Consider the following 19,144-nt stretch of genomic DNA (forward strand, 5'->3'; position numbering starts at 1 on the left):
GGTTACACCTCACTTCCGGCCTGTGATTTCGATGAGTCCGTTAACCTAAGAAATCTGCCGTATGCCTCTTCCCAAATCGTTCTGTCTTTCGGTTCATACTCGGTTACCGGGAACGAATCACGAATGACCCTTCGAGCCTCCCAAATGTCCTTGAACGCTCCGCTCGCAATCCATTGGACAGCCATGTTACCAATTGCACTGCCTTCTGCCGGCCCTGCCCATACCGGTCTGCCAATAGAGCTTGCCGTCCACTGGCACAGCAATTGATTCTGGATGCCTCCGCCGACTATGTGCAATCCATTAAAAGACTGACCCGATAATTGTTCCGTCCATTCAAGTACTCTTCTGTATTTCAGCGCAAGACTCTCCAGGATGGATCTGGCAATAGCTCCTTGATCCTGTGGTTCCTGCTGTCCCGTATCTCGGCAATACTGGCGAATCCGAATCGTCATGTCACCTGCTGGCATAAACAGATCGTCATCAGGGTCAAACAAACTTGCAAATGGAGGGGCCGCTTCAGCCTGTTTTAATAATTCAGCGTAACTGATCCCCTTCCCCTGACGCTCCCATTCACGCATGCTCTCCTGCAGGATCCAGAGTCCCATAATGTTCTTCAGTAGACGGAATGTTCCGCCAGCTCCGCCTTCGTTCGTAAAATTCAAGGCCAAACTTTCCGGAGTAATGGCAGGATGATCGATCTCCGTTCCCATCAAGGACCAGGTTCCACAGCTCAAGTAAGCAAACGAACGATCCGTTGCCGGGACAGCGACCACTGCTGAACCCGTATCATGTTCGGCTACTGCAATAACAGGAATTGATGATATCCCCAATTCACCGGATATACTGCTGCGGAGTTGACCTACTCGTGTACCCGGCATCACCGCTTCACCAAACAGCTGATCCGAAACCCCGATGTGAGCAAGTAATTCTCCGTCCCACTGCCCGCTCACCGGGTTGTAGAGCTGTGTTGTCGTTGCATTGGTAAACTCATTCACCGCTTCTCCAGTCAAAAAGTACCGAAGCAGGTCCGGAATCATAAGAAAACGATCTGCTGCACCCAGCAGTGGTGAACCGTTCCGCTGCAGAGTTGCGAGCTGGTACAGGGTATTAAAACTTAGAAATTGAATGCCTGTTCGCTCGAAGATCCGCTGGGAGGTTAACTCATTGCGAATCTGTTCCATCATGCCGTTGAACTGCCCATCACGATAGTGATAGGGGTTACCAAGCAATTCTCCATTGTGGCCCAGAAGTCCAAAGTCAACTCCCCAGGAGTCGATCCCCAAACTACCTGGCTGCTCTCCCTGCTGCTTGACCAGATGCAGACCTTGCAGCACTTCATGATGCAAACGCAGAATGTCCCAGTACATTCGCTCACCTGCTTTGACCGGCTCATTCTTGAATCGATGAACTTCGGTGGCCGTTATTCCCCGGTCATCCAGATGACCCAGCAGCGCCCTCCCGCTGCCAGCTCCCAAATCATATGCCAACACGCTCACTGCTCTACACCAACCTTTCTATACAAATGTTGCTTTTTACCTGCACTTAATTGTTTGTTTGTTTTTGTTTTATACTGTTTTGCTTTATTTTACGAGTATATCACTGTTGTAAGCGTTTGAATACCCTGTGTTTTGTTCTTTCCCAACAAAAAAACGACCTGATCCCATGGATAAGTCGTTCTTATGTTTGGCATTACGTTTCGATTACGTATAAAAGCGGCCATTACTTACGCCGGACTGTGGCTGCACATCTCTCTCGAAATGCTTGAACCTTGTGCCCTGGTATGTCAGCATGCCTTGGTCATTTTCCACCAGCATGCCGTAGTTGCTTCCGCCGACGTTCAGTTCCACACGCTCTCCATTATCCAGTTGAAATGTTGCATAGTACCAGGTGGAAGCACTGCTGTCCCCGCTGCCTCCCGTAACTTGGGTTCTCTTCGCCACCACGGTGCAGTGCAGCGTGAGCAGTGCTGCTGCATTATTCGAAGACCATGTTCGAACCCCTGAAATAATGGCGTACACAATCACACATGCAATGATGAGAAATATAGCACCAATAAATATGGATCCGAATGCACTCATGGCCCCAAACTCATTAAATCCCGAAAAAAAACCTCCCTGATTCCCCTCAAATCCCGGCACACTATTCATGTCGTCAAATACACCGAAGCCGTCTGTGGTTAATCTGCCCATCGATGAGGATATGTTGTTCGTTATCATTCATCATCGTTCCTTTCCGGCTCCAAAATAAGAATGCACCGTCCCTTGCCAAGGAGACGGTGCACGTGAACAACCTTACTAGCCTTGTCCGTATACTATATGAACGTAATCAGGAATACAGACGTTCAAGTTCATCAACCAGACTGCCTACATACGCCACGGCTGCACGAATCGGCTCAGGTCCGGACATGTCTACACCCGCAAGTTTCATGAGCTCTTGAGGTGCGAGACTACCGCCTGCTTTTAATGCTTCGAGCCAGCGATCCACGGCAGGCTGTCCTTCCTCGCGAATCAGTCCGGCAGCTGCAGTCGATGCCGTCAAACCAGCTGCATAGGTGTAAGGGTACAGACCCATATAATAATGAGGCTGTCTCATCCAGGTTAGCTTCGCCCCTTCATCTACAACCAGGTCAGGACCCCAGAACGCGGAAAGTATGTTTCCTTTCAGCTCACTGAGCAGCTTGGCTGTAATCGGTTCGTCCTTGGTCGCAAGTGCATATACTTGGCGCTGTAATTCACCTTCAAGCAGATGGGTTACGAAGTTATGGTAATACGTGTTGAGTAACTGCAAGATTACCCACCGACGCATTCTTGGATTGTCAGAGCGTTTTAACAGATGATCGGCCAGCAGCATTTCATTCATGGTAGATGGTGCCTCGATGAAATATAGAGAAGGCCTTGTATTGGTGATCCGCTGATAGCGTCCGGCAAGCATGAAATGTCCAGCATGACCGACTTCATGAGCGAGCGTAAACGCACCGCGCATATTGTTAGCCCATGAGATAAGGATATACGAATGCGCGCCGTAAATGGATGAACAGAAAGCACCCGTTGACTTGCCGGCGTTATCTGCGTAATCCACCCAACGTTCGCTGAATGCCCGCTCCACAATTTCACCGTATTCGGGACCAAGCACAGCAAGCGCTTCACGGATGAGCGTGCAGGCCTCCTCATATGTAATGGCCGGACTAAATTCAGGGTCCAGTGGAGCCTTGAGATCACAGAACATAAGCTTGTCCAGACCCAGCTCGCGTTTCTTGAGAGCCGCAAGTTTGCGCATATGCGGTGCCAGTTCCTGCTGAATGATATCCAGGATATTGTTGTACATCTCTTTGCTAACTTGCTGCGGGCTAAGCAGCATATCGGTTACGTCGTCGTAACCGCGAAGCCTGGATAAAACAACCTGTTTCTTTACTTCGGTTGCATAACCTTCGGCAAAAGTATTTTTGTAATCGTTAAGCTTGGAGCTAAAGGCTGCATAAGCAGAACGGCGCAGCTTGGTATCGGAAGACATTTCGTAGTTATTTTCATAGAACGACCAGGACAGTGGACGGTTATTGTCTTCTCCATCCAGCGCATCGTCGAAAGTCATGTCTGCCAGTTTACCGCGGAGGTAGATCCGGTATGGCGAATCCAATACTTCACCGAGGGAAGCCAGCACCTTCTCCGTCTCCGGTGAGAGACGATGTGCTTTTTCCTGAAGCAGAAGGTTCAGGCTGCGAGCATAGGGCTCCAGTCCGGGAAGTTCTGCAATATAACGTTCCACTGTACCCTCCGGAAGATCCGCAATTTCCGAATTGACAAAAGACAAGGAAGACGACAGAGAAGATAGGATATCTCCCGCTTTGGCCGAGTTCTCAATGTTTACCGGATTGGTACTATCCTCTGATTGTTTCAGTCGTGCGTAGGATGCGGTCTTCACAATCCGTTCCTGAAGTGCTTCACGAGCGTCCAGACAAGCCAGCAGCTGTTCGGCACCTTCGCCCAGACGTCCTTTGAACGTTTCAATATCGACAGCTGCTTCAGGAAGTGATCTGAGTTCCTGCTCCCACTCCGCATCAGTCCCAAACAAATCGGTCAGATTCCATGTCGACTCCTGGCTTACCTCGTCGCGTGTACGTATCTTTTCCATCTGTATATGTCCTCCTCCTTGCATTTCCAATATCTCTCATCGTATCATATTACGACCGTTTATACCTGACATCTCCCAAATTGAGACTTTTGGTTCAAACCGAATCAAAATAAACCGCTAAGGTCTGGAAATATTCCATACCTTGGCGGTTTATTTGACTTAAGGTTATTTGACTCTGACTTATTCTGATTTCCAGATTACATTTTCACCGTAATTTTTGCCCCAATCGTACATGGCTCGCAGGACTGGCATTAGACTATGTCCATGGTCTGTCAAGCTGTATTCTACCCGAGGAGGAACTTCTGCATAAACCTTACGCTCAATCAGCCGATCTTCCTCCAGCTCCCGAAGCTGGTTTGTCAGCATTTTTTGGGTGATATGAGGGATCAACCGTTTCAATTCACTGAATCGCTTGGTTCCTTCCAGGCCCAGATGCCACAATATAATAAGTTTCCATTTGCCGCCAATAACAGCAAGGGTCAATTCCTTCTCACAGTTGATTTCTTTCAGATTTATCCGTTCCTTGACTTCGGCTGCCATGGCTCCGAGCCCCCTTAGCTTACATTCTTATATCAACAGGTACATTATTCGATATAGCTTCTCTTCATTCTACTACAGCATGGCACGAATGCATAGGAGACGTGATTTACCACCGTATTAAGCATGACAGAAAGGACCGGCTTCCCTCTTATATATAAGGGACCGGTCCTGCCTATGTTGTCTTTAAAATCTATGAGCGATCTTCTATTCCAGATTCGCGTGACGGCCAAACATGTCCGCCCCGGTCATCTCTTTCTTTTCCATTAATGTGAGTACCAAAGCATCCATAGCAAGCAGCAATCCCTGTTCAAAAAGTGAACCCATCGGCTGGATTGTAACGGCTGCGCCTGACGTTGCGGTGTCCTCTTTTGCCGATGCAGGCAGACGAACGACGGTGCTGGCCAATTGACCAATGGTGGACTCCGGCTTGATCGTGATCAGACCGACAGGAGCGCCTGCTTTGCTGGCCTTATGAGCCATCGCCGCCAGACTGCCCGTTTCTCCCGAACCCGAGCATAGTAGAAGGAAATCCTTCGGACTGATGCCCGGTGTGACAGTCTCCCCGACGACAAATACCCGGAGCCCCATCTGCATCAATCTCATGGCAAAAGCCTTTCCCATCAAACCGGAGCGTCCAGCACCTGCCACGAAAATCTGTTCAGCAGCCAAAATATGCTCAGCCATCGCCTGCATCTCCGAATCGTCGATCTGGCTTAGTGTACGTTCCAGCTCCTTCAGAATGTCAGCTGCGTATTGTCTGCTGCTCATTCCGTTACCCTTGTTGAACGAGACGTTGCATTTCAGCCGCAACTTTGGCTTTGTCTGCTTGTCCAGTGATTCCGCCGCCCACAATGACCAGATCCGGTTGTGCTTTGATTACTTCAGGCAATGTTTCCAGCTTGATGCCGCCAGCTACAGCCGTTTTTGCGTTTTTCACAGCAGCTTTGATCGTTTGCAAATCTTCGAACGGGCTTTGTCCTTCAGCTTGCAGGTCATATCCTGTGTGTACACAGATGTAATCTACGCCAAGCGAATCAACTTCACGAGCACGTTGTTCAAGGTTAGGCACGTTGATCATGTCCACAAGAACTTGTTTGTTTTGTTTCTTCGCTTCTGCTACTGCACCTTTGATCGTACTGTCATTGGTTGCCCCAAGCACAGTGATCAGATCCGCACCAGCTTCAGCTGCTTTCATGATTTCATAACCACCAGCGTCCATAATTTTGAGGTCTGCAAGAACTTGCAAATTTGGGAATGCTTCTTTCATCGCTTTTACCGCGTGCAAACCTTCATTAATAACGATTGGTGTACCAATCTCAACGATATCGATATATTGTTCCACTTCTTTAACCAGAGCGATACCTTCAGGGATATTTACCAGATCGAGTGCGAGTTGCAATTTCATGATTCATTTCTCCTTTGTTGTTCAAGTATGATTATTGCTGTATAGGATTCTAAATAATTAGCCTGCACCAATCAGCCTCTTCAGATGCATGCAATGTTTATCTTGGCTACTCATTCATTGTAGGGCCTGACTTTCCATTCAGGAAGTACGCACTTTGAAGTCAGGTAGTTACCTACACTATACTATCGATTTAGTTTAGTTGTTATGTGAAGTGTAGTAATCACAATTAATTAAGGAACACTCTATAGGATAAGTAGCGAATACAAAACTCTTCCTTATATCAATAAAAATACCCTGCCATAAGGCAGGGCATTATTTCATATATCTATGCTTGTACAACTGGATCAATACGGTTTAGAAATAAACGGGTTTTACACATACCGGCTTGGAAGCACCTGTACTATGTCCTGTATATTTCAGACGTCCGCTTTCTTGATCTACAGTGAACGTAACGATGTTGTTGGTATCACGGTTAGCTGCAATGAGCAATTTACCGTTCGGTGTCAATGCAAAGTGACGTGGGTGTTCACCTTCAGCAGAAACGTGTTCTACCAGTTTCAGATGTCCTGTTTCAGCATCTGCTGCAAATACAACGATGCTGTCATGTCCACGGTTCGATCCGTATACAAAACGACCATCATTCGATACGGTAATTTCAGCAGTTGTATTTTCAGCGCCCTCATAGCCATCCGGCAAGGTCGACACAGTGGATACTTCAGTCAACGTACCTGCCGCTGCATCATAACGGTAAGACGTAATGGAAGAATCCACTTCGTTAATCACATAAGCGAACTGGCCATTCGGATGGAACGCCAAGTGACGCGGACCTGCTCCTGCATGGGTTTTTGTTTCGCTATGCAGCACAAGCTCATTGTTGTCAGCATCAATCGTGTAGATGGCAATCTTGTCAGCACCCAAATCCTGTACCATCATGTATTTGCCATCCGGGCTGAAGAAAGCAGAGTGTACATGAGGCTTGTCCTGACGCTCTGGATGTGCGCCTTTACCCTCATGTTTTTTCTCGTCCAAAAGCGCTCCGACTTCACCGTTATCCGTCAACGATTGCAGACCTACCAGTCCACCGTGATAGCTGGAAAGGATCAGGTAACGTCCAGACGGATCACGCTGGATATGACATGGTGGAGCTGAGATGGAATCATTACGATTAAGCAAGGATAGTTTCCCTGTGGAAGGATCAATGTTCAGAGCAACCGCTTCGGACATTTTGTTTCCCTCTGGAGATACAGCTTCCCCAATCGCATACACTTTGTTGTTTTCGGCATTAACGTTTACAAACGTTGGATTTTTCACACCCGAGATGCCGTCCAGCTTGCTTAAGCTGCCTGTATCCTCATTCAATTCATATGCGTAAATGCCCTCATTTTCCGCTTCGGCATAAGAGCCGACCAATACGAGCAAGCGTTTTGATTCACTCATTACAGTTTCCTCCTATATGTGTATGTAGTCTAGCTGCACCTCTTCTATAATAAATCTGCCATATCAAAATAGCAATCCGTCAGCCCTTCCCACGCTCAACATACAGGGGCTCATGCAAGTTATTGGAGAAATATCATACGTGTATTCTTTCACGATCCAGGCCAACTTCTGCTATGATTAGATAGGTTTTTCATCATGAAAGGACTGAATTCGGTTGCTGCAATCATTTCTGCTTACGTTGTATCATGTTTTTTTGCCCATATCCCTGCCAGTTATCGGAGGCCTTCTGTTGAAACGGTTCAAAAATTGGGATACCCGGTCACTGTCAACCTTCTCCCTCTATATTCTGAGCCCTGCGCTGATCTTTGATACGCTGCTTCATGCCGAAATTACCTGGACGGACGTCACAGGCACGTTCTGGTTTTCCATTATTAATCTGATCGCGTTATGGGCACTGGCCGAACTACTAAGCCGGATCTTCCACCTGGGTGCAAGCGAAAAAGCAGGACTCACCCTTGTCTCCACGTTTACAAACTGTGTGAATTACGGGCTCCCGCTCGTTTTGCTTGCCTTTGGACAACTGGGATTGGACAAGGCCTCGGTCTATGTGATCGGACAGATGATTATTGTGAATACGGTCGGGATCTTTTTTGCAGCCAGGTCGGAATTCACGGTCAAACATGCCATTTTGTCCGTGTTCCGTATGCCTTCCATTTATGCCGCATTCATTGCAATCGTTCTGCGGTCCACCAGCATCAGTCTTCCTGAAGCTCTGGATGGTGGCATCGCAATGCTTGCAGCGGGGTATTCCCCGGTCGTGCTTGCCATATTGGGTGCACAGATGTTACGACCACGCGGTTCCGCTGAGCCATGGCAGCCTAACGTACGGCGTGCTTTCTGGACTGGACTTGTCGTGCGTCTCGCTGCTGCGCCGGTACTATCTTACCTGATTCTGACTGCACTTCAGGTCGAGGGCACCTTATTTAGCGTGCTGCTGATTCTGGCATCCATGCCAACGGCAGTAAACGCCGTTATTTTGGCTGAGCAATTCAATGCCTCACCGCAATTTGTATCCCGCTGCATTCTATGGACAACCGCAGCATCCATGGTCATTCTGCCGGTTATGATTGTGATGTCTTCCGGATAAGCACTGGTGCTGGTCCAGGAGACATCGCCGCTAGGCGGCGCTTCTCCATTCTTCGTTCATGGCGACGACGGAGAGCTCTGACATAGAAGAATTTGACCACAAAATACGAAATGAACCCCAGGATCACGCCAAATACAGACATGCCTGCGAGGATATCAAGCCCACCCAGCAATAATTCGCTGAGCGCAGACCAGTTGCCGCGAAACAGCTCCATAAAGGCACTCTCGTGCACGGGGCCCTGTCCCATGCTGTGCGCTGGCAATATCCATGACCCGATCTGCTTGGCTAGCGGCATGAGCAAAATCGGCAGAAATGTCAGTTTTCCAATCACATTGCCCACAATGGCAGCCGGAAGTGAACCGCCAGACAATCGCACAATGGGGTAAAACACGAGATAGATCAGTGATGCCGTGGAGATAACGATCAATTCGAGACCAAAACCGATCGCGAATCCGGTGGAAACCTTATGTGCTCCTCCGGGAGCACGTAACAATTTAAGAAAATTCAGCTTCAACGCACGCGTTAAACGCGCGAATCGGTTCGCTTTGCTTTTCTGTGAATTCATACCGAACTTCCCCTTATTTTACACAAATGACGGCTCGCGCCGTCTCTTCATTTCATTTAGACTGTTTTAACATCAGCTGTGACAATGACAGGCTGCGTTTCGATGGTTACATTCCCTGCGACCGCTCTTGTTATCATACAAGACTCTTCGGCCTTATGTGCAAGTCGATCCGCTTTGGTCAGCTCAGCCTCTGTTGCATCAGACTGAAGCACTATGCGTGGTCGATGCACGATTCGTTCATACGTAAAAATATTATTGGTGACATCCACCGTTGCTTCCGACTCCAGTGTCAGCTCATGCGGTGTAATATCCGAGCGTTCCAGCATGGCTGCCAGGGTAATCAGATAACAGGTAGAGGCTGCACCCAGCAGCATTTCATCCGGATTGGTTCCTGTACCTGGCCCCCCCATCTCCTGTGGGATGGATATAACCGATTTTAATCCTCCTGCATCAATTGTGCCCTCACTGTTACGTCCACCGTTCCATACAGCTTTCAGATGAAAAGGATGTTTCATTTCACTCATTCCTTTCTTGAAAAGTAAAAAATTGAATCTACACAAGAGAACTCCAAAGTCAGAAAACTTTCAATCGCTGTTATCCCCAGATTTTTTAATCCCTTGTTATAGGGGAAATCCGGTGATAAATGCGACCGCTCCGCTTTTCCAGTTCTTCTGCCCTCTCCGTTCAAGTGTAGATATTCGATTATACTTTTCTATAATTACACTCGTTTACATGGTATGGATTGTTCGTTCAGTGCGCTAACATGCTCCTCGTTCAACCCCACATCGGTAATAACCTGTGTCACACTGCTGAGTTCTGCAACTCGCGTAAAAGCCTGTATATCGAACTTGCTCGAATCGGCGAGCAAAATAAATTCATCCGCAATACTGATCATCTTCTGTTTCACGAGAGCCTGCAATTCGTTCGATTCGCTGATGCCTTTGGTCAAATGCACCCCTTTGCAGGACAGAAACACCTTGTCCACATGGTAGGCATCCAGTGAACGTTCAGCAAGCGGGCCTACAAAAGATAACGACTTGGAAGCAAGCTGCCCTCCCGTAGCAATAACCCTGATCTGTTCCTTGCTGCTCAGTTCAGCGGCCACCTTGATGGAGTTGGTCAATACAGTTAGCTGAATATTCGGCAGCCCTGCAGCCATATACCATGCCGTTGTGCTTGCATCCAGTGCAATCCGGTCGCCTGGCTGTACCATTTTGATGGCTTCTTCAGCTATTCTGCGCTTTTCTTCAGCATGCGTAATCGCCCGTTCAGGATAAGGGATCTCCGCTTGTCCTTCTTCTTTATATTTTACGCTAACCGCACCGCCGTGGGATCTTCTAAGCCTGCCAGCCTGCTCCAGCTTGTCCAGATCGCGGCGAATCGTCTCCTCTGTCACCCCGCAGCGCTCACTAAGCTCGGTTACACGCATGCTTCCCTGCGCATCCACCCATTCCACAATTTTCTCATAACGTTCAGCCACGAGCATTATTTCTTCACTCCAAACCGTTGATATCCAAGATGAATCCTGTACATCCCATCATACCACAGTGCTATCTGAAGGAGAATTTTATCGGGATGAAGAACGTGCAAAAAGAGGGAGCCTATGCTCCCTCCGTAATTGCTGAGATGTATTATTTATCGTCTGCCAAAGGGAACCAGCCCGGCGTGTTGATGATGGCATTCCACAATCCGTCAGGGATAACCAGACGCTCCTGATCCGCTTTGGTCAAAACGGTCTCGATATCCTCTTCTCGTCCGCTCTCGATTTTTTCTACCCAGTCCGGTTCAATAATCAACTCACGTCCGATGGCAAGCAGTGGCACGCCAGTTTGAAGAGCTTCCGCTGCCTCGTCTGCCGTATGGATTGCACCTACACCAATAACCGGCAATTTGCCGCCTACACGGTCAAGGATAAATTCCATTCTGGAACGGGTATCTGCTTCGCCCCGGCGTGGTTTGGACCAGAACTCGTTCAGAGATACATGCAAGTAATCCAGATTTTTTTCTTTCAGTGCGTCAATAAGTGCGTAAGTCTCTTCCATAGTCAACCCTGGTGTTTCCGGTTCTTCAGGAGAGAAACGGTATCCAACAATAAACGGAAGCTTGGTATGTTTCGCAACAACCTTATTCACTTCATCCACTACAGCCAGCGGGAATGTCAGGCGTTTCTCAATGCTGCCACCCCAGCGGTCTTCCCGGCGGTTGGAATGCGGAGAAAAGAACTGCTGAATCAAGTAACCATTCGCACCGTGGATTTCTACACCGTCGAAGCCGGCTTCAATGGCGCGACGTGTCGCTTCACCGAAATCGTTGATGATGGACGTAATCTCTTCGTCAGAGAGTTCTCTCGGTAGAGGAGATCCTGGACGTTCACTGGCAACTGCACTTGGTGCTACCACTTGACCAGCGGGTACAGCTTGTTCTGGAGTGAGACGTCCGGCATGGAAGATCTGAAGTACTGCTTTGGAACCTTGCTGCTTGATCGTGTCGGCGAGGCGTTTCAGGCCCGGAACGAAGCTATCGTCATAGGCTGCAAACTGCGCCGGAAATCCGATACCGTTCGGTGTAACATACGTTACGGCAGTCACGGACATGCCTGCACCGCCAGTGCGACGAGCATAATAAGCCAGTTCAGCATCCGAGACGGTACCGTCGGGATTCGAGGACATATGAGTCATAGGAGCGAGTACGATCCGGTTTTTGAGACTAATGCCGTTTGGTAGTGAAACTTGTTCAAACATTTGGCTATACTTTGGATTCATTCGTGGTTCCCTCCTGATTATAATATCTCTTTAAATAGATATATGAATACGTATTTCGATTACTGTAACCATTATAGTTACTATTACTCCAGATTTCAACTTTTCATTTTCTAATCTTTTTGGACGATTCAATTCCTCCATTTATATAAACACAATCACGCCGCATCAAGCTCACAGCAAAAAGGGCGAAGTGAAATCCAACACTCCGCCCTATGGATCACCATCCACAGAAATGCGTTTAGAAATTGCGTACATACGCGAGCTTCAGATCCATCTCTTCCACACATTCATAACAATCATGTTCATCGTTAGCTACCATAGGTGTCACCGGGTACAGGTTCATATCTGTCGTATTGTACGATTTGAGAAGAGGCAGCAGCTGCGTCACCCGTGTATTGGACGGGTCAAGCCATGTATTGATTTCATCTTCCGAGAGAATCGCTGGCATTTTACTGCCGAACTCCCGGGTTACCATGTTAGCACCAGTCATTAGCATCGTGCAGGTGCGAAGCGGCTGCTTGCGGGTATCTTTCCAAATCTCATATAACCCTGCGATACCAAACAATCCCCGATCCGGCATTACCACTCGTACCGCATAGCTTTTTTTGCCTTCCTTGCGCCAGTAATACAGTCCGTTACATGGGATAACGCATCGTTTCGTTTCCACCAATTTGTAGTAGGATGGGTTCTCATGCACGGTCATCAGGTTGGCATTGACGGCATCACGCCCCCAGAACGGAATAAAGCCCCAGCGAAACTCGTCCAAAACCCGTTCACCGTCCTGATGCAAAATGATCGGCGTGTGCTGCGTCGGACTAATGTTATACCGGTTCTTGTAGTAATACATCACGCGTTCAATCTTGAAATGGTCCCTCACTTCATCCAGATCAGCTGCTAATGAAAAACGATTGCACATGCTCAACGCTTCCTTCCCTGTGTGAATTTGAATGTATTGTTTGTTATTAAAGGGAAATTATGCATGGCAATATTCAAATTATGGATGCGCAACCCAAGCGTACAAGACGTTACATTCGAGACACTTTTGAAAATGACAAGATCATACTAATCATCACAATATGATGTTATACTCCGCTGAAAACATCCATTATACAATAAGTTAGAAGTACATTACGTATGCAAGATGATGCTGCTTACTATTGTCTGATACAGGCACAGCAGTTTCATGTGCAGTTAATCATTTTTATTGTAAAAGGAGCTAATTCATATGGAATTCAACCGTCCCGTTCAAATGGGCGTCGATTATTATCCAGAGCATTGGGACTCTGCGTTATGGGAACAGGATGCCCGTTTGATGGCCGAAAGCGGTGTACACCTTGTGCGTGTAGGTGAATTTGCGTGGAGCCGTATGGAGCCTGCAGATGGGCAGTTCGATTGGAAATGGCTTGATCAGGCCCTGGATATCCTGCACAGTCACGGATTAGAGATCATCATTGGAACCCCCACCATGACACCTCCACGCTGGCTCACTGAGAAATGTCCGGATATTCTGCCTATCCTTCCCAATGGTCAACGATACCACGAAGGGGTTCGTGGCCACCGCTGCTATAACAGTCCGAGCATGAGGACATACAGTGCACGCATCGTGCAGAAACTGTCTGAACGTTATGCCAAGCACCCTGGAGTAGTAGGCTGGCAAACAGACAATGAATTCAGCTTCACGGATTGCCAGTGTCCCGCTTGTGCGGATGCTTTTCGGGAATGGGTTCACGCGCGTTACTCGACGCTGGAACGAGTCAATCAACGCTGGGGTACTGTGGTGTGGAGCGGTGAATACAGTGATTGGGAACAGATTACACCGCCCTTTGGGGGATCTACGTTTCAGAATCCTTCTTTCTTGCTGGACTATTCCCGTTTTCAGTCGGATTCCATCGTCGCCTTTCAGCAGATTCAGGTAGACATCATTCGCCGTAATTGTCCAGACCATGCGATTACGCATAATTTCCATAGTTATCCGCAGAAAGCGGATCAATATAAGATTGCAGCAGAGCTCGATTTCGCTTCTTTTGATTATTATCCGAATCCATCACCAAACAAAACCGAAACGGCACCATACAGTGGGGCGCTGTCTCTGGATCTGACACGTGGCATCAAACGCCGCAATTTCTGGATTATGGAACAGCTAAGCGGACCGCCAGGATGCTGGTTTCCGATGTGGCGTGCACCCCGTCCGGGTTTTCTGCGTGCTTACTCGTGGCAGACCATAGCCCGCGGAGCAGATGCGGTTGTGCATTTCCGCTGGCGGAGTGCTACGGTGGGAGCAGAGCAGTTCTGGCATGGCCTAATCGACCACAGTAATGTGCCCGGCCGGCGGTTTAAAGAATTCCAGCAGTTGTGCTCGGAGGTGAACAGACTCGGCGAGCGTCTCCAAGGTTCAACTCTGGATAATGAAGTTGCCATCCTGCATTCGCATGAGCAATTATACGCTCTTCATATTCAACCTCAGGCTGAGGGATTGAATTACTACGAAAATATAAAAGTATGGCATCGTGCCTTGACCAAATTGGGAATCAGTACAGATGTCATCCACTCTTCCGCATCACTGGATGGATATAAAATCATTATTGCTCCTCATCTGTACCTCCTGGACGAGGCAACCGCAGAGCGACTCCAGGCATTTGCAGCTGCAGGAGGAACCCTGATCCTTACACATCGTTCCGGCGTTAAGGATGACCATAATGTATGTGTGATGGCCCCGCTTCCCGGATTATTGTCCGCTTGTTCCGGTGTGAGAGTAACTGAATATGACCCAGTAGGCGGCGACACCATCACGATTCGGGATGATCTAGGCAATATATATACCGCATCTCAGTGGGCAGATGTGCTTGAACTCGATACGGCACACCCCGTTGCTGTATATGCCGATCAATTCTATGCCGAAAGTGCAGCCGTTACACGTAACCAGTGGGGTGAGGGTGAGGTCTATTACATAGCCACCCAACCGGAAGAAGCCTATTTGCGCAAGTTACTGCGTACGATTGGCGACAAACGCCAGCTTGCGGGGATTGAAGCTCTACCTGACGGGGTCCAGATCACCACCCGGACAGGTCCAAATGGATCATTTCGTTTTATTCTGAACTTAAGCCCCGAGCCTGTTTCCATACAGTTGAATGATACCTATACGAGTGCGCTGGACGGCTCAGTCAAGGAAGATCAGCTGCTACTGGACCGGTATGATCTTGAAATCCTCGAAATTGAAAAATAAGAAACATCCTTTAATCGTATTGTGAGATAGAGAAACTAAAAAAAGGCTCGGGTACACGACATGTGCACCCGGGCCTTTCACATTTGTTTATTCAACGATTAAATAATGCGTACAATTACAGTTTAATAAAATCAGCCATCGAACGAACCTCAATTGCACCAGCTTTCGAGGCAGCACCAGCATGCTGTAATCCTTCTCTGGACGTGAACTTGACCTTCACCGGAATGCCAGGAATGAGATCAAAGAAGTTATCGGAGAACACGCCTTCAGCTTCTGTAGAGATCCATACCTGTTTAGCCAGTGTGTCACTTTCCAGAACCAAATATGAACCATCGGACTCCTGCACTTCAGTCACCTGGATCGCTGCTTGCTTCAAGCCAAGATCCTTCGACGGTGCAAAATAGTGTTCCTGTACAATGTCTGCGTGACCCTTCTGCTTCAGTTCCAATCGCAACAGGGTTGCTGCCGCATCGTGGCCTTGGAGCCAGTCGGCGTTGTTTAGGGTCAGGACCTGTTTGCCGGAATTCGACTCCAGACTCACTGTGTGCTCTTCCTCCCGGTATACCGTACCATCGAACCCTATGAGCTGCACTTGCAATTGACCCTCAACCGGCTGCAGCTGATCCGAAATCAGGTAAACATCCGTTCTATCTTCCTTCGTACCATCCACCGAGATCAGTACGTCACTGAAGCTACGTTTGGCATAATACTGCAAGGCCTTCCAGTTCCCGAAGTAGTCCATGCCTGCCCACGAAGCGACCGGCCAGCAATCATTCATCTGCCAGTAGAGTGTTCCCATACAGTACGGTTTACGGCGGCGATGTGCTTCAATGGCTGTTTTCATTGCTTCAGCCTGAAGCACCTGACTCATGTATAGGAAGGATGGGAAGTCCTTCGGTTCATGCATGTACATGTCCATATACTGCTTGATCAGACGGTTACCTGCACCGTTCTTCTGGTGTGCCAGCATCACTTCGGATTCCAGTGCCAGATCCTCTTCCTCCGCATATTTGCGAACGGATTTATATTCCGGGAACGACTGGAAGCCATATTCGCTCATAAAACGCCCAACGTAAACGTTGTAGTTTTCAAATGGTTCAACGCTGTGCCACACGCCCCAGTAGTGAATATCCCCTTCCGACGTCGATGGATTAGCATGCTGCTTCTCATCACCCGTCAGTGATACGAGTGGCGAAGAAGGCCAATAGTCCACACCTGGCGCATAGGCTTCAACCACTTCCGGAAGTAGCTCATGGAAAATGGCTTCATAATCTGCCCAGATCTTCTCGCGCTGTTCGGCATTATAATCCTTTTTCCAGCCCCAGCCACCGTCTTCAATGTAATGAGCCCAAGCCGAGTCGATTTCGTTATTTCCGCACCACAGTACGATGCTTGGATGATTACGCAAACGTTTCACATTATCGATGGCCTCATGTCTCACGCTGTTCAGGAACGCTTCGTCACCCGGATACATGCTGCATGCAAACATAAAGTCCTGCCAAACCAGCAAGCCGTACTCATCGCATAATTCATAGAACACATCTTCTTCATAAATACCGCCGCCCCAGACCCGCAGCATGTTCATGTTGGACTCGGCTGCTGAGACAATCTCATGCCGATAACGCTCTGCCGTAATCTCCGTAATAAAGCTGTCATTGGGAATGTGATTGGCGCCTTTTGCAAACACGGCAACACCGTTTAACTCAAAGTAGAAAGAAGCTCCAGCTTCATCCTTGTCCCGCACCAGGCGAATAGATCGAAGTCCTGTCTTAACCGTCGAATCGGCCAAAACCTGTTCTCCCTTGAGTACTTCTGTAACAAAGGAGTACATATGCGGATCACCCAATCCCCGGCTCCACCACAGCTTCGGTTCGTTAATCGAAACTGGAATTTCGATCGTTTGCACGCCCGTCTGCAGCGAAGCAGCCTGTTCCCAGGTCTGACCATCCGTACCAATACGAATGATTGTTTCAATCGGGTTGAACGTTTCAACCTCCACGATGGCCGTCAGCGAAGCAGCGGAAGCGGTTACTTCATTTTGCCGGATGAATACATCATTGATTCTCACTTCGGACCAGCCTTCCAGACGTGCTTCACGCCAGATGCCACTGGTTACGAAGCGGGGACCCCAATCCCAACCGTAGTGATATGGTGCTTTCCGGGCAAAGATACTAACCCGTTTATCACCAAGTCCACCGACATCGGACTGATCATTGGAAGCAGGCAATGCATAACCCAACTTCTCAAGCTTGGGCAGATCTTCTTGGATCGGTGACCGAAAACGAATTCGGAGTACGTTACCACTGGCCTTCACAATGGACTTCACATCCACATTCCACACGCGGAACATGTTGTCAGCGGATAATACGTGCTGGTCATTCACATATACATCCGCATATGTATCGAGACCGTCAAACACAATCTCCAAATGTTCCTGTGACAACAAATCCTCGTTTATATCAAACTCTGTCCGGTATTCCCAATCCTTCTTGTCAATCCACTGAACTTCTTTCTCGTTCGTTCCATAAAACGGGTCCGGAATCTTATCCAGTTTCAGCAAATCCGTATGCACACAGCCGGGCACCTGAGCCGGCAACCATTCTTGATCCTCACAAGCCTTGAACGTCCAATTTTGAAAAATCTGTGATTGTATTTTACTCATAACAGCCTCCGTTTATCGATGAAGTGTCTTAAGCGAAACAATTTGTTAGGTTTTGTTATTCAATTATAGAATAACTTACAAAACAAAATTAACATGATAACCCACTTAACGTCAATCCGTTTTTCTTAAATAACAAAATAGGAAAACAAAAAAAAGACATGAGCTGTTCATTGCTCATGTCTGCTCCCATATCCGACAAGCATCTATTCACCTTGATCTTGCTCACGAATGGCGTTGTACTCATCCCGGACAACCAAATCGGAATAGATCAACTTGCGTTCATACGGCTCATGAGGATGATCCATACGCCATAATAATTGATCCACTGCTCTAATGCCAAGGTTTTCCTTATTGATATGAACCGTGGCCAGAATAGGCTCATCTACACTCGTATTATCAAACCCTGTCACCGCACAGCGCTCAGGCACCGCTATGCCTCGACTCTGCAAGGCACGCAGTACGATTACTGCCGTATGATCATTGGTGCAGACGATGACTTCTGGAATATCTTCTAACGGCATTTCGGTTATTGCCTTCTGAATAAGCTTAAGATCCGGTCCCAGCAAGTCGGCCTGCTGCAATGTTGGTAGCTGCATTTCTTCAAGCACCGTTCGGTATCCTAACCATCGCTCTCTGAAGCTTGCTGCATCAGGAAGCTGGCCGGCAAACTGAAATCGTCTGTACCCCTTGCTTACGAGCATCAGCACCAGTTCTTTCATACATTTGATATTATCCGTAAATACGGTATCTCCGTGAATGGCCGGGTCCTCATGATCCACCATCACGAGCGGAATTTGAAGCCTATAAATCTCAAGCAGTATAGGGGTGGAGATGGAACCCACGGTTATAATGCCGCTAATTGCTTCAGGATTAAGTACCGAGAACATCCGGTCCGAAGATGGCTCGGTTAATGTTAATATATCCATCCCTTGTTCGTTAAGGCGGGCAGAAATACCGTCAAATACAGGTCCCCAGTACAGTGAGGAGCGATTTTGGGAACGAATATTGGGAAACAAAATGAGAATCGTGCCAGACTGCCCTGGCTTGCTGCTGCGCATAGGCTGTGGCTCAACAGGATATCGCTTGGTTTCCGTTTTGAAATACCCCAGTTGACCTGCCGTTCTCACAATCATTTCCCTGGTTTGTTCACTCACCCCTGGTTTTCCCGTCAAAGCACGCGAGACTGCGAATTTTGACACCCCCGCAGCATCGGCTATTTGCTGCATGGTCACTTTTTTGCCCATATTACTCACTCACCCGTTCTCCCTTAATTTA

16 protein-coding genes are annotated in these 19,144 nt (G+C 48.1%); 2 read left to right on the forward strand and 14 right to left on the reverse strand.

Annotated elements, in window-relative coordinates:
• Positions 1 to 2 precede the first annotated feature (2 nt).
• The 7 genes from AC3WQ3_RS25805 to AC3WQ3_RS25835 all read right to left on the reverse strand — a co-directional run bounded on the left by AC3WQ3_RS25805 (position 3) and on the right by AC3WQ3_RS25835 (position 7,510).
• On the reverse strand, positions 3 to 1,496 hold the full coding sequence (locus tag AC3WQ3_RS25805; RefSeq protein WP_492474077.1) for a rhamnulokinase: 1,494 nt from the start codon (positions 1,494 to 1,496) through the stop codon (positions 3 to 5).
• Positions 1,497 to 1,700: 204 nt separating this feature from the next.
• Positions 1,701 to 2,189: a DUF2500 domain-containing protein gene (locus AC3WQ3_RS25810; RefSeq protein ID WP_492474078.1), complete on the reverse strand. Its 489-nt coding sequence runs from the start codon at positions 2,187 to 2,189 to the stop codon at positions 1,701 to 1,703.
• A gap of 136 nt (positions 2,190 to 2,325) precedes the next feature.
• Positions 2,326 to 4,128 carry an oligoendopeptidase F gene (gene pepF, locus AC3WQ3_RS25815; protein WP_492474079.1) on the reverse strand — a complete coding sequence of 601 codons (1,803 nt, stop codon included), beginning with the start codon at positions 4,126 to 4,128 and terminating at the stop codon, positions 2,326 to 2,328.
• A 180-nt stretch (positions 4,129 to 4,308) separates the two neighbouring features.
• On the reverse strand, positions 4,309 to 4,668 hold the full coding sequence (locus tag AC3WQ3_RS25820) for a winged helix-turn-helix transcriptional regulator (protein WP_095287596.1): 360 nt from the start codon (positions 4,666 to 4,668) through the stop codon (positions 4,309 to 4,311).
• A gap of 204 nt (positions 4,669 to 4,872) precedes the next feature.
• Positions 4,873 to 5,436, reverse strand: coding sequence for a 6-phospho-3-hexuloisomerase (gene hxlB / locus AC3WQ3_RS25825; RefSeq protein ID WP_336779722.1), 564 nt, complete (start codon positions 5,434 to 5,436; stop codon positions 4,873 to 4,875).
• A gap of 4 nt (positions 5,437 to 5,440) precedes the next feature.
• The gene (gene hxlA / locus AC3WQ3_RS25830) at positions 5,441 to 6,073 is read right to left on the reverse strand and encodes a 3-hexulose-6-phosphate synthase (RefSeq protein WP_090993813.1); all 633 of its coding nucleotides are present in this window, start codon (positions 6,071 to 6,073) and stop codon (positions 5,441 to 5,443) included.
• A gap of 354 nt (positions 6,074 to 6,427) precedes the next feature.
• The gene (locus AC3WQ3_RS25835; RefSeq protein ID WP_154893499.1) at positions 6,428 to 7,510 is read right to left on the reverse strand and encodes a lactonase family protein; all 1,083 of its coding nucleotides are present in this window, start codon (positions 7,508 to 7,510) and stop codon (positions 6,428 to 6,430) included.
• Positions 7,511 to 7,724: 214 nt separating this feature from the next.
• On the opposite strand from AC3WQ3_RS25835, the gene AC3WQ3_RS25840 reads away from it, so the two are divergent.
• Positions 7,725 to 8,657 carry an AEC family transporter gene (locus AC3WQ3_RS25840; protein WP_492474080.1) on the forward strand — a complete coding sequence of 311 codons (933 nt, stop codon included), beginning with the start codon at positions 7,725 to 7,727 and terminating at the stop codon, positions 8,655 to 8,657.
• On the opposite strand, the gene AC3WQ3_RS25845 is transcribed toward AC3WQ3_RS25840, so the two are convergent.
• The 5 genes from AC3WQ3_RS25845 to AC3WQ3_RS25865 all read right to left on the reverse strand — a co-directional run bounded on the left by AC3WQ3_RS25845 (position 8,632) and on the right by AC3WQ3_RS25865 (position 12,900).
• Complete coding sequence (locus AC3WQ3_RS25845) at positions 8,632 to 9,222, reverse strand: DUF2062 domain-containing protein (protein WP_336779719.1); 591 nt, start codon at positions 9,220 to 9,222, stop codon at positions 8,632 to 8,634. The genes AC3WQ3_RS25840 and AC3WQ3_RS25845 overlap by 26 nt on opposite strands.
• 56 nt (positions 9,223 to 9,278) lie before the next feature.
• Positions 9,279 to 9,737: an OsmC family protein gene (locus AC3WQ3_RS25850; protein ID WP_336779718.1), complete on the reverse strand. Its 459-nt coding sequence runs from the start codon at positions 9,735 to 9,737 to the stop codon at positions 9,279 to 9,281.
• Between the two features lie 203 nt (positions 9,738 to 9,940).
• Entirely contained in the window at positions 9,941 to 10,708 is a 768-nt protein-coding gene (locus AC3WQ3_RS25855; protein WP_492474081.1) for a DeoR/GlpR family DNA-binding transcription regulator, read from the reverse strand.
• 145 nt (positions 10,709 to 10,853) lie between these two features.
• Complete coding sequence (locus AC3WQ3_RS25860) at positions 10,854 to 11,984, reverse strand: NADH-dependent flavin oxidoreductase (protein WP_336779716.1); 1,131 nt, start codon at positions 11,982 to 11,984, stop codon at positions 10,854 to 10,856.
• A gap of 238 nt (positions 11,985 to 12,222) precedes the next feature.
• Complete coding sequence (locus AC3WQ3_RS25865) at positions 12,223 to 12,900, reverse strand: SOS response-associated peptidase (protein ID WP_127536152.1); 678 nt, start codon at positions 12,898 to 12,900, stop codon at positions 12,223 to 12,225.
• Positions 12,901 to 13,209: 309 nt separating this feature from the next.
• Between AC3WQ3_RS25865 and AC3WQ3_RS25870 the strand changes: the two genes are divergently transcribed.
• On the forward strand, positions 13,210 to 15,207 hold the full coding sequence (locus AC3WQ3_RS25870; RefSeq protein WP_492474082.1) for a beta-galactosidase: 1,998 nt from the start codon (positions 13,210 to 13,212) through the stop codon (positions 15,205 to 15,207).
• A gap of 115 nt (positions 15,208 to 15,322) precedes the next feature.
• On the opposite strand, the gene AC3WQ3_RS25875 is transcribed toward AC3WQ3_RS25870, so the two are convergent.
• Both AC3WQ3_RS25875 and AC3WQ3_RS25880 read right to left on the reverse strand, forming a co-directional pair.
• The gene (locus tag AC3WQ3_RS25875; RefSeq protein WP_492474083.1) at positions 15,323 to 17,869 is read right to left on the reverse strand and encodes a beta-mannosidase; all 2,547 of its coding nucleotides are present in this window, start codon (positions 17,867 to 17,869) and stop codon (positions 15,323 to 15,325) included.
• Positions 17,870 to 18,072: 203 nt separating this feature from the next.
• Positions 18,073 to 19,113, reverse strand: coding sequence for a substrate-binding domain-containing protein (locus AC3WQ3_RS25880; protein ID WP_492474091.1), 1,041 nt, complete (start codon positions 19,111 to 19,113; stop codon positions 18,073 to 18,075).
• Positions 19,114 to 19,144 lie beyond the last annotated feature (31 nt).

It is taken from the genome of Paenibacillus sp. FW104-T2 (assembly GCF_058789975.1).

What these genes read in the sequence shown, in the direction of transcription:
- AC3WQ3_RS25810 (WP_492474078.1), bottom strand. Translation starts at nt 2,189, where the DNA reads ATGGGCAGATTAACCACAGACGGCTTCGGTGTATTTGACGACATGAAT.
- pepF (WP_492474079.1), bottom strand. Translation starts at nt 4,128, where the DNA reads ATGGAAAAGATACGTACACGCGACGAGGTAAGCCAGGAGTCGACATGG.
- AC3WQ3_RS25820 (WP_095287596.1), bottom strand. Translation starts at nt 4,668, where the DNA reads ATGGCAGCCGAAGTCAAGGAACGGATAAATCTGAAAGAAATCAACTGT.
- hxlB (WP_336779722.1), bottom strand. Translation starts at nt 5,436, where the DNA reads ATGAGCAGCAGACAATACGCAGCTGACATTCTGAAGGAGCTGGAACGT.
- hxlA (WP_090993813.1), bottom strand. Translation starts at nt 6,073, where the DNA reads ATGAAATTGCAACTCGCACTCGATCTGGTAAATATCCCTGAAGGTATC.
- AC3WQ3_RS25835 (WP_154893499.1), bottom strand. Translation starts at nt 7,510, where the DNA reads ATGAGTGAATCAAAACGCTTGCTCGTATTGGTCGGCTCTTATGCCGAA.
- AC3WQ3_RS25845 (WP_336779719.1), bottom strand. Translation starts at nt 9,222, where the DNA reads ATGAATTCACAGAAAAGCAAAGCGAACCGATTCGCGCGTTTAACGCGT.
- AC3WQ3_RS25850 (WP_336779718.1), bottom strand. Translation starts at nt 9,737, where the DNA reads ATGAAACATCCTTTTCATCTGAAAGCTGTATGGAACGGTGGACGTAAC.
- AC3WQ3_RS25855 (WP_492474081.1), bottom strand. Translation starts at nt 10,708, where the DNA reads ATGCTCGTGGCTGAACGTTATGAGAAAATTGTGGAATGGGTGGATGCG.
- AC3WQ3_RS25860 (WP_336779716.1), bottom strand. Translation starts at nt 11,984, where the DNA reads ATGAATCCAAAGTATAGCCAAATGTTTGAACAAGTTTCACTACCAAAC.
- AC3WQ3_RS25865 (WP_127536152.1), bottom strand. Translation starts at nt 12,900, where the DNA reads ATGTGCAATCGTTTTTCATTAGCAGCTGATCTGGATGAAGTGAGGGAC.
- AC3WQ3_RS25870 (WP_492474082.1), top strand. Translation starts at nt 13,210, where the DNA reads ATGGAATTCAACCGTCCCGTTCAAATGGGCGTCGATTATTATCCAGAG.
- AC3WQ3_RS25875 (WP_492474083.1), bottom strand. Translation starts at nt 17,869, where the DNA reads ATGAGTAAAATACAATCACAGATTTTTCAAAATTGGACGTTCAAGGCT.
- AC3WQ3_RS25880 (WP_492474091.1), bottom strand. Translation starts at nt 19,113, where the DNA reads ATGGGCAAAAAAGTGACCATGCAGCAAATAGCCGATGCTGCGGGGGTG.